We start from the raw sequence: 12,629 nt of genomic DNA on the forward strand, positions 1-12,629 counted from the left end.
TTCATCCGCGCCGCCGACCTCAGCAAGTCCTTCCGCGCCAGGTACGGCCTGCCGCCCAAGGACTACCGGCACGAGGCCCTGACCCGCGCCACGTCCAAAGCGGACGACAGCCACGCGTGACGATGACGTCCACGCCTCCCCGGCTGCCAGCCGCCGGTCAGGATCGGCTTCTTTCCGCGCGAACTGGTTGCTGGGGCGGGCGAGAGCTCGCCGGTCAGGCCCCAGAAGGATCGCCCGGTCACCATCGCGTGGGAATCGCTTCGCTGACCGCCGTCCCCTCGCCGGGCACGTCGGCCGGGGGAGGACGTCCACCCGCCTACGACCAGGCCCTCCACCGGCAGGGCCGCGTCGTGGACTGCGGCATCAACCGGCTCAAACGCCATCGCGCTGTGGCCATCCGCTGTGACGAACTCGCCGTCCGCTACGAAGCCTCCGTCCTGAAGCCGCCATCCGGCCTGAGAGACGTCGTGGTGGGCGACACGGCGCGTGCCGCAGGTCAGCGGCGCGGTGAGACAGTGGCCAGGACGTCGCCAACTGCTGTCGTGCGCCCATTGCCAAGACACAGTGCGCGCCGCGCTGACGACTTCCATGATCGACCGCAAGTAGGCTGCGCACGTCGGATCCCGACGAACGGGATTCGACGCCATGAATTTCACGGGATGAGGGGAACAGGAATGACAAGAAGACTCAGGCGATGGGGTGCCCTCGGTACCGCGGCCGTATCCCTCGCAGGGGCCATGGTCGTCGCGGGCGGCGCAACAGCGGCGCACGCGGACACCCGGTGCAGTGCGGATTTGATCTACATCAACGACAGCCCAGGCGGAGACCCCAAGCAGCGGGCGTACGGCCACTCCCACAACACCGGTAACCACTACGTCAACGGCTCTCTTTACGACGCCTATCGGGGATTGCACAAATGGTTCTGGATGGCTGACAACGACGGTGGGTCGGACGGCGACAGCGCCGACACCTTCTATGGCAACTCCTGGTGCTATTCGTCCGCGCCACCGCAGCCGGGCGTTGCGTGAAAGCGGTTCTGGCACAAAAGATCAGGATGCCGTGACGGCGCGGGACCAAGATCGCGGTGCTGTAACTGCCCGCACGTGAGAACGGCCGCTCGTGATGATCCGGTTGGATCAGGAGCCTGATCTTCACGAGCGGCTGTGAGGGTTGTTGCACCCCGAAGGCGAGCTCTGGCTTCCACGCTCTCCCTGTGAGGGGCCACGATCCACCCATCCACATGCGGCGTTGCGTTGCTCGTCTGAATCCAGGGCTGCCTTCTTCAAGAACGCCAGCTTCTCCCGCAGCTCGGCGTTCTCCCGCTCCAACTCCGGGATCCTGGCCCGTTCCGGCCCTGGGACCGGGTGCTCCGCCTCCTCCAGCACGATCCGACGCCGGTGCACCCGACTGCCCAGCGTGCTGGCGTTGATCCCGAACTCGCGTGCTACTGAAGCGACCGTCCATTCGCCCTCCAGCACCATGCGGACGGCTTCTTCCTTGAACTCCGGCGAGAACGGCCTACGACGCCTCGTCACGTCCCTACCTCTCCCAGACGTCTGTCGGCTTATATCGCCGACTGTCTGGAATCTGCTTAACACCTCAGACCTGTACGCCCGGCCGGCTCCGGGCGGGCGGCGAGGGGCTTCGCGAGCGCATCGAGGCCGGCCACGACTCCCTGACGTGGCCGCAGACCCCCGCGGCCCGCCATCCGCTACGCCGTTAAGGAACCACCATGTACCGCTGGCAACCCGAACTCGGGCTGATCCAGGAAACGCTCCTGCTCACTCTCCACTCCAGAGCCCGGGACGCAGAGCTGCCCTGCCCGATCCTCGGCGACACGCTCTCCGCCGACCTGGCCGGCAGAATCGACTACGACTTCGGCAAGTTGAAGGTCAACACCAACGTCGTCGTCACCACGGCCTTGCGCTCCAGGAAGCTGGACGACGCCGTCCGGGCCTACATCGCCGCTCACCCCGGATGCGTGGTGCTCGACCTGGGCTGCGGCCTGGACACCAGGATGCAGCGCTGCGATCCTCCGCCGGGCGTCGACTGGTACGACATCGACTTCCCCGAAGTGGTGAACCTGCGATCCGAATGCCTGCACGGCCGCTCCCACCTCGTCGGAGCAAACCTCACCCGCTCCGACTGGCTCACGGCCATCCCCGATGACCGGCCGGCGATGATCGTCGCCGAAGGGCTGCTCCCCTTCATGCCCGGCGACTCCTTCCAGGCCCTGGCCCGCGAGCTGACCGGCCATTTTCCATCAGGCGAACTCGCGCTCAACGGCTACACCCGCCTCGCCGCCTGGGCCATGAAGTACCACCCGATCATCAAGACGCTCGGCCTCAAAGCCTCCCAAGGCTTCGACGACCCGCACGAACCGGAGTCCTGGGAGGCTGGTCTCGAACTGATCGAGGAGCAGATCCTTACCCGCGCTCCGGAGGTGGCCTGCTTCCCGCCACAACTACGCGCGCTGACCCGTCTCATCGCCTGCAGCACGGCCTTGTCCCGCCAAGGGGCACGCATTCTCCGCTACCGGTTCTGAGCCTGGGCTGACAAGAGTGCTCATGGTGGTCACTGCCGGACAGCGGCGTCACTGCCCCCAAGCCCTACTTGGCGCCGATGGCTGCTCCGGTGCGGTTGGCCTGTGGTCAGAGGCTCGTCGAAGCCGTTTCTCCGTTGCACTTCGATCTTGAGCAGGGCCTGCGCTGATGGATGAGCTCGCCTTTCTGGGCCAAAGCCGCCCGATCCATCTCGCAGCACGCGAAGACCTGGATCGACCTCGCGATCGCCGGGGCGCCGCAGGGTGTCCGGCTGCTCGAAGGCACGCCGACCGTCCTGGTCACCAGTCGCGGCGGCGCCTACGGCCCCGGCACCCCCCGCGCGGGCTGGGACCACAACATCGACTACCTGCGCCGGATCCTCGTCGCTCGCCGCCCGGTGCGCCGCCTGACCCACCCCCTCGCCCGTTCATCCTCAGTCGATCCGCCATCAGGAGTCCCCGGCGGCTCCCGCAGTTGCTCGGGCAGCTCAGCGTCGAGGCGGACGTTCGACTCTTGCCGAGGGGATGCGACGAGAACCCTTGTGCTGATGACGTCATGCAATGACGCGCCAGAGGCAGTGAGAGCCGCCTTCATGTCGCAGGCTGATTGTGTTGGTCTGAACTGGCAGCGCTTGTAGGTGAGTTCTGGCAGCGGTTGAAGATCAACGTGGGGCGAAATGTTGGTGAGAAATGACAGCGCCCGCTCCGCCTGTAAGCGGTCACGAGAAAATCCTGGCTGACGGCCATGTTGGTCCAGGTAGGTGGCCACCTGGTTCCTGCTGGACGGACAGGAAGAATCCTGGTGGACGGTCAGTCCGCGTCGTTGCCGATTGCCGCCTGGGCTGCTGCGTTCTCAGCTGAGTAGATCACCTCAAGCTGGGCGCGTAGACCGACTGCTGCTTTCGGGTGAACCGGTCGAGATCTAGACGAACGCCTGTCATCGCCTCAACGGTCGCCAGTGCAGTCTCCCAGTCGCGGTAGGGCTCGGCGGGTCTTGTCACGCCCGCCTCGTCGTCGGCCTTCATCCGTGCGCCCAATGCCCGCAAGGCCTCCAGATAGTCGTCGAGCGCCGTAGGGTCCTGGCCGAAGCACTCCGGACCCCCAGGCGATGAGATCTGGCTCACCGACGTGACGAGAACGCCGTCAGCCGCGTAGAAGAGTTCGTGAGCGTTGTTGACCAGCCACCAGAAACCCCATGCTTGCGCGTTCTCGGTCAGACGGGCCCAGATGTCGGGATCGCTGGGATAGGCGGTAGCCGCCAGCACGATCACCCCGCGGTCGCTCTGCTCCAGAACGACATGATCCCCCAATTCCAGCACTGCGCGGGGGACCGCCGTGTCGGGGTCGGCGCCCAGTCGGCGGGCGACATCAGCGACCGTGAGGGGCTCCCCACGTCCGCGTACCACCATCCAGAACATTGCGTTGTTGACTGGCCGGTAGGGGTCCACTCGACCCAGATCCTGGCAGAACTGCACGTAGTAGTCGATCATTTCCGGCGTGACCAGGCTCATGCTCTTCCCTCTCGCATAGTGGAGAGGGCAGGATAGCGGCCGGTTCCGACATTTCCGATCAAGCATGGTGACCGTTGGCCTTGAGAGGTGCCGGCCGTCTACCTGGAGAAATTCTGTCCGCGGACCAGGATGCTCGTGGCCCCGCAGCAGGAGAACCTTATGTCCGTCCACACCGCCGTGATCGGGCGGAAGCGGGCGCTGGATGGTCTTCAGCCGACGTGCGCTTCGGCTCGTGCCTTCGTCTGTGCAAGCCGGTAGGACTGGGTGCCGGTCTCTATGATGTTGCCGCCAAAAGTCAACCGATCAACGATGGCGGCGCAGAGGCGGGGGTCGGTGAAGGTCTTGGCCCAGCCTCCGAAGCTCTCGTTGGAGGCGATGGCGACGCTGGCGTTTTCCTCGCGTTCGGTGAGCACCTGGAAGAGCAGTTCGGCGCCGCGGCGGTCGAGTTCCATGTAGCCGAGTTCGTCGATGCAGAGCAGGTCGACGCGACCGTAGCGGGCGATCGTCTTGGTGAGGATCTTCTCGTCGGCGGCTTCGACGAGTTCGTTGACCAGCTTGGTGGCCAGCGTGTAGCGGACGCGGTAGCCCTTCATCGCGGCCTCGGTGCCCAGCGCGATGAGCAGGTGAGACTTCCCAGTGCCGGAGTCGCCGATCAGGCAGAGCGGCAGATTCTTCTTCACCCATTCGCAGGTGGCCAGGGTATGGATGATCGCCGGGTCGATGTTCTCGTTGGCGTCGAAGTCGAACTCGCGCAGCGACTTGTCGCGGGGGAAGGCGGCGGCCTTGATGCGGCGTTCGGAGCGGCGGCGGGCGCGGTCGTCGCATTCGGCCAGGAGCAGGTCGGCCAGGAAGGCGAGGTAGGACATCTGCTCGCGGGTGGCGCGCTCGGCCATCTCTTCAAAGTGTTTGCGGATGGTGGGCAGGCGCAGCATTCGGCAGGAGGCGTCGACAGCGGTCTGGGCGGCTTGCTCGGTGAGCCCGCGGTGACGTGATGAGGCCGGCGTGGTCATGTCTGTTCTCCTTGGGCGTGAGGACGACGGCGCAAGAGCTGGTCATAGATGGCCACCGAGGGCAGCGGCCGGTTGTCGGGCGGCAACTGTGCCAGGCGCCGTTCGGTCAATGAAGTCACCCTGGCGGGCTCTCGTGGTTCGGGCGCAAGGGCGGTGACCGGCTCGGTGGTGGTGTCGAGTTCGGCGGCCTTGCGCGCCTCCAGCGCGACCGCGTCCGCGGTGAGCGCTCCGACTCCCAATGCGGCGGCCAAGCCGGCGACGACGTGCTCGTGGGCGAGATGCCGGGACAGCAGCAGGACTTCGATCAGGGCCCGGGTGCCATCACGGTCGCCATGGGCCTTGCATGCTGCGGCCCACCACTGGTCGTGCACGGGGGTGAACTTGCCTGCTGCGCGGGCCTGGTCCAGCGCGGTGGCTCCGGGCAGCGCGCCGGGCTTGCGGAGCAGGACCTCCAGGTAGTGGTCGAGCTCCAGCCGGATGCTGGCATTGGCCAGGAGGCGCTCGTGCCGGGCGACTTCCTCTCGGCCGTCATAGACGACCAGCTCCGAGGCGTGCAGCATGACGCGCACCTGACGACCGATCAGCCGGGCGGGCACCGAGTAGCGGTTGGTGCGCACCGTGATCTGGCTGTAGCGGTCCACCCGAGGCGATAACAGCAGCCCCGTCTCGAACGTCTCGTTCGGCAGGGGCTTGAGGTAGGGACGTTCGACCGCGAAATGCTCCCCGACGGTGCGGGGCCGGCTGCCGATCCGCCGCGCGTCGTCGGCCTCATCCCAGGCATCGATCAGCGCGTTCAGCTCGGCCAGGGTGGCGACCTCAAGAACGGGCACCAGGTGGTTGCGCCGGAACCAGCCGATGTCGCCTTCCACGCCTCCCTTCTCGTGCGCGCCCTGCTTGCCAGGCTGGCAGTAGAACGGCTCGATGCCGTAGTGCTCACGAAAGACAGTCCAGCGCGGGGCTTCGACACGGGCGCGGGAGAAGCCGAGCACCTGGGCCACGGCGGCCTTGAGGTTGTCGTAGCGGATCTTGCCGGTCGGTACGCCGCCCAGCATTCGGAACGCGTGGATGTGCCCTTCGAAGAATGCCTCTTGCCCGCCGGAGGCGAACACGCGGTGCACGGCCTTGCCCGAATACGACAACCGCAGCGAGAACATCACGCACCTGACCAGCTCGCCGGCCAGACGGATGGTCACGTCGCCGAAGTCGACCTCCGCCTCGACCCCAGGGCGATGCGACTGGGTGATAAACGCCTCCACCGGACCGCGGCCCGCCTCGATCCGGATCTCTGGACAGCGCTGTGCGACATAGGCGCGAACCATCTGATACGACACCTCCACCGCGTCGTGCTCGCTCAGCAGGCGGTCGAAGATCCGCTTGGTGGTGTGGCGTTGCTTGCGCGGCGCGTCCAGGTCTGTCCGCAACACCTGGTCGATCAAGCTCTTGTAGGGGTCCAGCCGACTCGGACGCGACTGCGGCTTCTTCCTCGGGGTCGGCCATGCCGACGCCAGGGCTTTCTGGACCGTGCGGAAGCCGACACCGTACTTGTGCTGGAGCGTTCGGCTGGCCATACCAGCGCGAGAGTCACGGCGGATGGCCGCGTACAGCTCGATCTTCGACATGCGAGGCATGACGGCTCCCTTACGGGCTGTAGCACCTCGATACTCTCACCGCAACCAATTGAGCGCTGTCATTTCTCATCAACACACCCCAGCGCTCACCGACCCCGCTGTCACAGCTGACCTACAAACGCTGTCGCAACTCACCTACAGAGCCACGCAGGCCAATCCGCCTGTGTTCACGGCCTGCGGTGGTCAGGAGGCCACGCCGACGCGGCCTGCCGAACGCAGGACAGGCGTTCCGCCCGCAGACATGTCAACCGGCACTCCTCAAGCAGCCGCCGACGACCTACGCAGGCGAGGTCGTCGCCTCCCGTAGGGCGGTGACGGCCGCCGTTGGGACGTAGTTCTCGGGCACGCCGTCGACAAGGATGAGGTCGGTCTCGATGTGCCGGGAGCGCAGCGGTGCGATCTCCCGGTACGCGGGAGGATCCCACCACGCCCGCGCCTCGGCGATCCCTGGGAAGCCGAGCATCACGACATGGCCGGGCCAACTGCCCTCCTTCACCTCGTGCTGGGTGGCGTGGACGAGGTAGCGTCCGCCGTACGGTTCGAAGGTGGCGGGGAGCCGTTCGATGTACTCGGCGATTTCCGGGTGAGGGGCTGCCTTCTGCAGGTGGGCGATGACGTAGGCCGTCATGGTGTCCTCCTGGTGGAGTCGTGTGCGGTGCGCTGCCGATCCTGGCACGCCCTTCGTGGGCGGGGCGATCACCTGACAGGTAGGCGATCTGACACCGCAGGCGGATTTGCGCATTCGTTTGAGCCGGCTGTCGATGGCGGCCAAGCCCTCCGGGAGAAACGACATGAACCGCGCGGGTGCGGTCGTGATCGCGTCTGGGTGCGCTCAGCCGGCCCCGCACCCTCCACAGGAAAGGCCACCTCGTCCAGGGCCGCGAGCCGAAGCGCGCTGCTCGCCAGTCTAGATGGGACGGTGATGGACGTACTCCACCACTGTCCCGTCGGGGTGCCGGGCGTTGAAACCGGCTCCGGTCGGCACGTCCTGAAGCGGGAACACGATCTCCGCGCCCTCAGCCACCAGCCGCTCGTAGTACGGCCGCACGTCGTCCACCAGCAGGGTGCCCACAGTGTCCCGGAACGGGCGCAAGGCCGCCTCGTCACCGGCGATGATCAGGAACGCCCCCACCGTGGCCAACTCCAGCCCCACCGCCGCGAAGGCGAACCGCGCGTCGACCGCCGTCCTCTGCAACCGCTCGTAGAAGTCGATGCTCTGGTCCAGTTCCTCAGACGGCACGAACACCCGGATCAGCACGCGGGGTTCGGCCAGGTCGGAGGAGTCGTCGCGCAGTCGCCACATGTCATCGCTCATGGCATCCAGAGTGGCGCCGGGCGCCGCCGACAGGCAGGGGAGAGTTCATGGGATGAGTGGCACTCATAGGCTGGCGGTCATGAACGAAACCCTTCGCCGCGAGCTCGGCGCCCACCTGCGCGCGGCCCGCGAGGTCGTCGACCCGGCGGACGTGGGTCTGGCCGGCGGCGGGCGGCGGCGTACCCCCGGACTGCGCCGCGAGGAGGTCGCGACGCTGGCCGGGGTCAGCGTGGCCTGGTACACCTGGCTGGAGCAGGGCAGAGCGAGCACCACCCGCCAGGTGCTGGACGCGATCTGCCGGGTGCTCGGCATGGACACGGCGGCGCACCGCCACACGCTGGCACTGGCCGGGTTCCTGCCCGCCTCCCCGGCCACGGCCGCGGGCGCGGCCGTGCTCGGAGAGCCGACCCGGACACTGCTGGACAGTTGGACGTCCACACCGGCCGCGGCCGTGGACGTGCGTTTCGACCTGCTCGCCGGCAACGCCGCCTACCGGCGCTTCTGGGGCGATCCGGACAGCGTGCCGATCGAGCGGCGCAACCTCCTCATCATGCTCGCCACCCCCGGAAGCCACCGCCTGACCGACGCGGAGCCGCTGCTGCGCGGCCTGTACGAGCAGTTCCGGGCCAACATCGGGCACATCCCGGACGACCCACGCGCCGCGGCCGTCGTCGATCTCCTGAAGCGCGAACGGCCCGACGCAGGGCACTGGTGGAGCTGCCGGGCAGTGCGGGAGTTCGCCCCTGTCACGGTCGGCGGGTTCACGTTCTGCCTGCTGCGGCCGGTCGGCGAGGAAGGCGTCGTCATCTTCGCGCAGCTCCCGGCCTGACTGTCCGGAACCGCCGGATCAGGAGTTCTGAACAGGTAGCCCTGAATGCCTGCAAGCACGGCATCGATCCCGGCACGCTCGTCTCGTGTTGGGCGGGTGGGGGCGTCAGTTGAATGGCGCACGGTCATGCAAAGGGGGCGACCGGCAAGGTGCTGCCTCTGTCACTGGTTCAAGTCCGCGCCGAAGGAGCGCCCTCAGCGCGCGTACAGCGACGCGACGCCCCCACCATCACGGCGGGGCGATGGCGCGGACCTCGGCCTCCAAGGTGGCCGCCGCGGCGGCGTCGGACGGAGCGAACATGTAGGTGCTGTAGTCGTTGCCGCCTCGGCTGCCGACCCAGGGACCGGCTTGCTCGGCCAGCGCGGGCACGACCTCGCCGATCAGCCGCATGTCCACGTCGGACCCGGGCGCGCCATGCACCATGGTGACCGCAGCCCTGCGTCGCGAGCATGGCGTCGGCGAGGAGGGCCTACTCGGCCAGTCGTCGTCCCCGATCCGGCGGCCGAGGCCGTCCCGACGGACCGTCCTCCGAGGGATCTGGAGGCTTGTCCATGCTCATGTGTGGGGCGTTCCTGTCGTTGACCAGGCAGGCTCGGCGGCAGGTGGGGGAGGGGCGGTCATGCAGGGCGACCAGGACAGGGCGAGTAGCGCGGGATCCTCAACAACGACCCCGCCCTCAGCCAGCCTCCACACACCGACATCGCCCGCCTCACCCCACCCGCCACACACCTCCGGCCAGGAGTCCACCTGGCCAACCGGCGAATCACCCTCGCTGGCCGTCGTCAGCGGCTCGGCGACCTCAGCCATCGAGCACTACGCCACTGGCTCCGCCACCGTCGCGCAACCTGGCCGCATACCAGCAACCCGCACATCCTCATTGGCGACAAGACCGCCCACGGCACGAGCCCGATCAGCCAGCAATTCGTGACGCCGCGGATGAACCACGCCGGATGCAGCGTCGACCGGATACGCAAGGACCGCATCCTCCGCGAAGCTCTGGCCGGAGGAGCGGACCCGCTTCACCTGTCGTTGGTCTTCGGGATCTCCCACAGCACCGCTGCCAGATACTCCGCCGTCGCCGAGCAACTGCTCGCCGACGAGCTCGATCAGGCACCCAATTGTGATCCTCTTTAGGTCAAGACACCGGGTCTCCGATTTGTCGTGCACTGTTAACGTTCTGGCTGGTCGGCACGCTGATGTTCCGGGACGCAACCCACGCAAGCACCTGTGTCACCAGCCCAGCAGGGGTTGCGCCGACGGCGTGGAACACGGTCGTGATCAGCTCTCGGCCTTGCGCCGCGTCCGCCAGCGCGTCGTCGACCCACTCCTGCGGAGCATTGCGCTCACGCAGTCGGCGTTTCCGCTCGTCATCAGGGCAGTGCCGTTAGGCGCGTCGAAGCGGTGGGCGTAGACGGTGGCGGTGCTCATCTGCAACCAGACCCGAGGAGGCCGTACGGCGGCCCGCGAGCGCCTCGGCGGCTGGAACGCGTTCACAGACGGGCTCGTGCCTAGGAGCCCTGGTCGCCGACCAGGGCCGCGAATCCGTCCAGATTTGAATGGCTGAACTTCCTGGGCCGCTACAACTTCTCCCTGCCCGAAGCCGTCCGCGAAGGCAACTTCCGGCCGCTACGCACCCCCGGCCAGCAGTAACCCCCGGGTTCAGGCGGCCGGTTGTGACGGGCATCTCGGCCCGGGCGGGCGTGAGCGTCCTCCTCCTGCTGATCTGTGTGGGGAGCTCAATCTCCCGGCATTAGCCCAAATAACGGAACCTCGATAAGACTAAAACGTCAAACATAAAGAACCCGAATATAATCCGTATGCCGAGATATCAGGGCTGGAATGTTGGGCAGTACCGACAGTGTCGAAGGGGTGCGTTCTAGGGCTGGAGTTGAGGCAGATCCTGCGCTGCGGCTCATGAGGGCGAGGGGGCGTTTGTGGGGAGAGGATTTCGCGGCCTTGAGTCGCCCAGGCCCGGCATGCGCTTGTCGCGATGGCGACTGTCAGTAGTTCCCGCGATCGTGGTGATCCTGCTGACCGGAGCGACGATCATGGCAGTGGCAGACAAGCCCGCCGCGCGCGTACCCATCTTCAGCGTCCGAAGCTTCGGCGCCATCCCGGGAGACGGCCTGGACGACTCCGCGGCGATGCAAAGGGCTGCGGACCGCGTATGTGCGATCCCAGGCGGCGCGACGCTGTACTACCCGCGCGGCGTCTACAACATCAACAAGATCGTCGATCTTGCCACGATATTCTCCGGCAACCTCAGGGCCTACAGCATCCTCTACAAGGATTGTCGGAGAGTATGGATCAGAGGGGAGGGTGCACGGATCGAAGTGAAGGGAGACTTCGAGAAGAAAGTCACTGAAACTTTCTGCTATCAGCAGAAGAATTGGAGGGAGGCGGACAAGTTTCAATTCACCCCATTCTCATTCCAGAACGTGAACAACCTAACCATCTCGGGATTCGAGATCGACGGCAACGTCGATCAGATGACTCAGTCGGACCCGAACATCTTCCTGTGCGAAAGGAATGAATACGGAATCTTCATCGTCAGCGGAGTCGGGATCAGACTCACCGACCTGAACGTCCATCACATGGCCACTGATGGCATCTTGCTGGGCCTTGGCAAGGAGATCGAGTTCGAGCGCGTCAGGAGCACCAACAACATCCGCGACAACGTGTCGATCGGGCAGGCGCGCAATGTCCTCGTCACCGACAGCGACTTCCACAATGCCGGCGTGGGCGGCACCGCCCCCAACAGCTACCCCTTCCACTCCCCGGGAAGAGGGGTGAACATCGAGCCGGAGTGCTACCCCAAGGGCGCCGGGTGGGCACCGCCAGGCGCCGGGGTCTGCAGCGATCTGGTCGGGATGACCGGGAACATCCTGTTCGACAGTGTGCGGGTGACGGGGAACCTCGGCGGTGGGATCGCCATGGCGCACGGGGAGTCCACGGCGAATGTGACGGTGCGTAACTCATTCCTGCAGAACCCCCTCGGCAAGAGTGGGGACGTCACAACCATGGGAATCGTCGGCGGCGTCGTCGAAGATTCCACGCTGGACAGTCAGAACGGCTTCGCCGTGTTCTGCGTTACCGGGGGTGTGCCCGCACAGTTGACCTCGTCGGTGTGGACCGGCTATCTGCAGGACCTGGCCAACGACCCGTCCCTTATCGCACGGAGGATCCACCGGCAGACGGACCCGACCTTCTCCACCACCCTGCAACGCAACACCATCACCGGCCAGGCCACGAAGTTCCTGTGCCAGAACGCGACGCCTAGGATGACGGTCGTCAACAACAAAATCAGGGGTGTCCTGCTGCAGACCCCTCCGGAACCCAGCTACTTCAGGTATTTCGGGCACATGGTCGTCTTCTCCGGTACTCCTGGCGCGACCTGCAGCACGGGTCTTGAGTGGGCCAAGCAGCTCACCTTCGAGAACAACGACATCTTCATCCCACATGCGGCACCCAGGCCCGCCCAGGCGTACGGGGAGATCGGCTATTGCGGGACCAAACTCGAACTCACCAAGAACACCTACCGCACCGACACCGGTAATGCCACACACCCGCTACGGGTCTACTACAACCGCGCCCAGGGTGTTGGATCGGTCGCGGAGGATTGTTTCCCCGCCAGCGGGGCCATCATCGCCGTCGATGAAGACGGCCGACCCTATCCGCTCACTACTCAGGGAACACAAAAGTGCCTGACCTTGCCTCAGCCTAGTGACCCGTCCCCCAAGGGCGTGGCTCCTTCTGAGGAACGTGGTAGTTGATCAAGTGGCGAATGTCACATG

At 66.1% G+C, this 12,629-nt stretch carries 11 protein-coding genes; 4 read left to right on the forward strand and 7 right to left on the reverse strand.

The features are described from left to right. The first annotated feature begins 674 nt into the window (after positions 1–674). A complete protein-coding gene (locus ABZ444_RS46920) occupies positions 675–1,028 on the forward strand; it encodes a hypothetical protein (RefSeq protein ID WP_358010808.1) in 354 nt (117 codons plus the stop codon). Between the two features lie 123 nt (positions 1,029–1,151). Here the strand turns inward: ABZ444_RS46920 and ABZ444_RS46925 are convergent, their stop codons facing one another. Continuing rightward, entirely contained in the window at positions 1,152–1,598 is a 447-nt protein-coding gene (locus tag ABZ444_RS46925; RefSeq protein WP_358010810.1) for a transposase, read from the reverse strand. A gap of 134 nt (positions 1,599–1,732) precedes the next feature. On the opposite strand from ABZ444_RS46925, the gene ABZ444_RS46930 reads away from it, so the two are divergent. Beyond that, positions 1,733–2,545, forward strand: coding sequence for a class I SAM-dependent methyltransferase (locus ABZ444_RS46930; protein WP_358010811.1), 813 nt, complete (start codon positions 1,733–1,735; stop codon positions 2,543–2,545). A gap of 863 nt (positions 2,546–3,408) precedes the next feature. Here the strand turns inward: ABZ444_RS46930 and ABZ444_RS46935 are convergent. The 5 genes from ABZ444_RS46935 to ABZ444_RS46955 form a co-directional block, all read right to left on the reverse strand. Beyond that, a complete protein-coding gene (locus ABZ444_RS46935) occupies positions 3,409–4,053 on the reverse strand; it encodes a hypothetical protein (RefSeq protein WP_358010813.1) in 645 nt (214 codons plus the stop codon). Between the two features lie 209 nt (positions 4,054–4,262). Beyond that, positions 4,263–5,063 (reverse strand): IS21-like element helper ATPase IstB, encoded by an 801-nt coding sequence (gene istB, locus ABZ444_RS46940; protein WP_358010814.1) that lies wholly within the window; start codon positions 5,061–5,063, stop codon positions 4,263–4,265. After that, complete coding sequence (gene istA / locus ABZ444_RS46945) at positions 5,060–6,682, reverse strand: IS21 family transposase (RefSeq protein ID WP_358010816.1); 1,623 nt, start codon at positions 6,680–6,682, stop codon at positions 5,060–5,062. The genes istB and istA overlap by 4 nt, the downstream gene beginning before the upstream one ends. A gap of 286 nt (positions 6,683–6,968) precedes the next feature. Continuing rightward, entirely contained in the window at positions 6,969–7,319 is a 351-nt protein-coding gene (locus ABZ444_RS46950) for a DUF1330 domain-containing protein (RefSeq protein WP_358010818.1), read from the reverse strand. Positions 7,320–7,598: 279 nt separating this feature from the next. Next, complete coding sequence (locus tag ABZ444_RS46955) at positions 7,599–8,006, reverse strand: VOC family protein (protein ID WP_358010819.1); 408 nt, start codon at positions 8,004–8,006, stop codon at positions 7,599–7,601. A gap of 79 nt (positions 8,007–8,085) precedes the next feature. On the opposite strand from ABZ444_RS46955, the gene ABZ444_RS46960 reads away from it, so the two are divergent. Continuing rightward, the gene (locus tag ABZ444_RS46960) at positions 8,086–8,835 is read left to right on the forward strand and encodes a helix-turn-helix domain-containing protein (protein ID WP_358010820.1); all 750 of its coding nucleotides are present in this window, start codon (positions 8,086–8,088) and stop codon (positions 8,833–8,835) included. 228 nt (positions 8,836–9,063) lie between these two features. Here the strand turns inward: ABZ444_RS46960 and ABZ444_RS46965 are convergent, their stop codons facing one another. Continuing rightward, positions 9,064–9,258, reverse strand: coding sequence for a hypothetical protein (locus ABZ444_RS46965; RefSeq protein ID WP_358010821.1), 195 nt, complete (start codon positions 9,256–9,258; stop codon positions 9,064–9,066). Positions 9,259–10,853: 1,595 nt separating this feature from the next. Here ABZ444_RS46965 and ABZ444_RS46970 point away from each other — a divergent pair. Then, complete coding sequence (locus ABZ444_RS46970; RefSeq protein ID WP_358010822.1) at positions 10,854–12,608, forward strand: glycosyl hydrolase family 28-related protein; 1,755 nt, start codon at positions 10,854–10,856, stop codon at positions 12,606–12,608. The last annotated feature ends 21 nt before the right edge of the window (positions 12,609–12,629 follow it).

Source organism: Nonomuraea sp. NPDC005730 (assembly GCF_040630865.1).
In the GTDB taxonomy this organism is placed as follows: domain Bacteria; phylum Actinomycetota; class Actinomycetes; order Streptosporangiales; family Streptosporangiaceae; genus Nonomuraea.

Excerpts from the sequence above, each read along its gene's own strand:
- ABZ444_RS46920 (WP_358010808.1), top strand. The coding sequence starts at position 675 with ATGACAAGAAGACTCAGGCGATGGGGTGCCCTCGGTACCGCGGCCGTA.
- ABZ444_RS46930 (WP_358010811.1), top strand. The coding sequence starts at position 1,733 with ATGTACCGCTGGCAACCCGAACTCGGGCTGATCCAGGAAACGCTCCTG.
- ABZ444_RS46935 (WP_358010813.1), bottom strand. The coding sequence starts at position 4,053 with ATGAGCCTGGTCACGCCGGAAATGATCGACTACTACGTGCAGTTCTGC.
- istB (WP_358010814.1), bottom strand. The coding sequence starts at position 5,063 with ATGACCACGCCGGCCTCATCACGTCACCGCGGGCTCACCGAGCAAGCC.
- istA (WP_358010816.1), bottom strand. The coding sequence starts at position 6,682 with ATGTCGAAGATCGAGCTGTACGCGGCCATCCGCCGTGACTCTCGCGCT.
- ABZ444_RS46950 (WP_358010818.1), bottom strand. The coding sequence starts at position 7,319 with ATGACGGCCTACGTCATCGCCCACCTGCAGAAGGCAGCCCCTCACCCG.
- ABZ444_RS46955 (WP_358010819.1), bottom strand. The coding sequence starts at position 8,006 with ATGAGCGATGACATGTGGCGACTGCGCGACGACTCCTCCGACCTGGCC.
- ABZ444_RS46960 (WP_358010820.1), top strand. The coding sequence starts at position 8,086 with ATGAACGAAACCCTTCGCCGCGAGCTCGGCGCCCACCTGCGCGCGGCC.
- ABZ444_RS46965 (WP_358010821.1), bottom strand. The coding sequence starts at position 9,258 with ATGGTGCATGGCGCGCCCGGGTCCGACGTGGACATGCGGCTGATCGGC.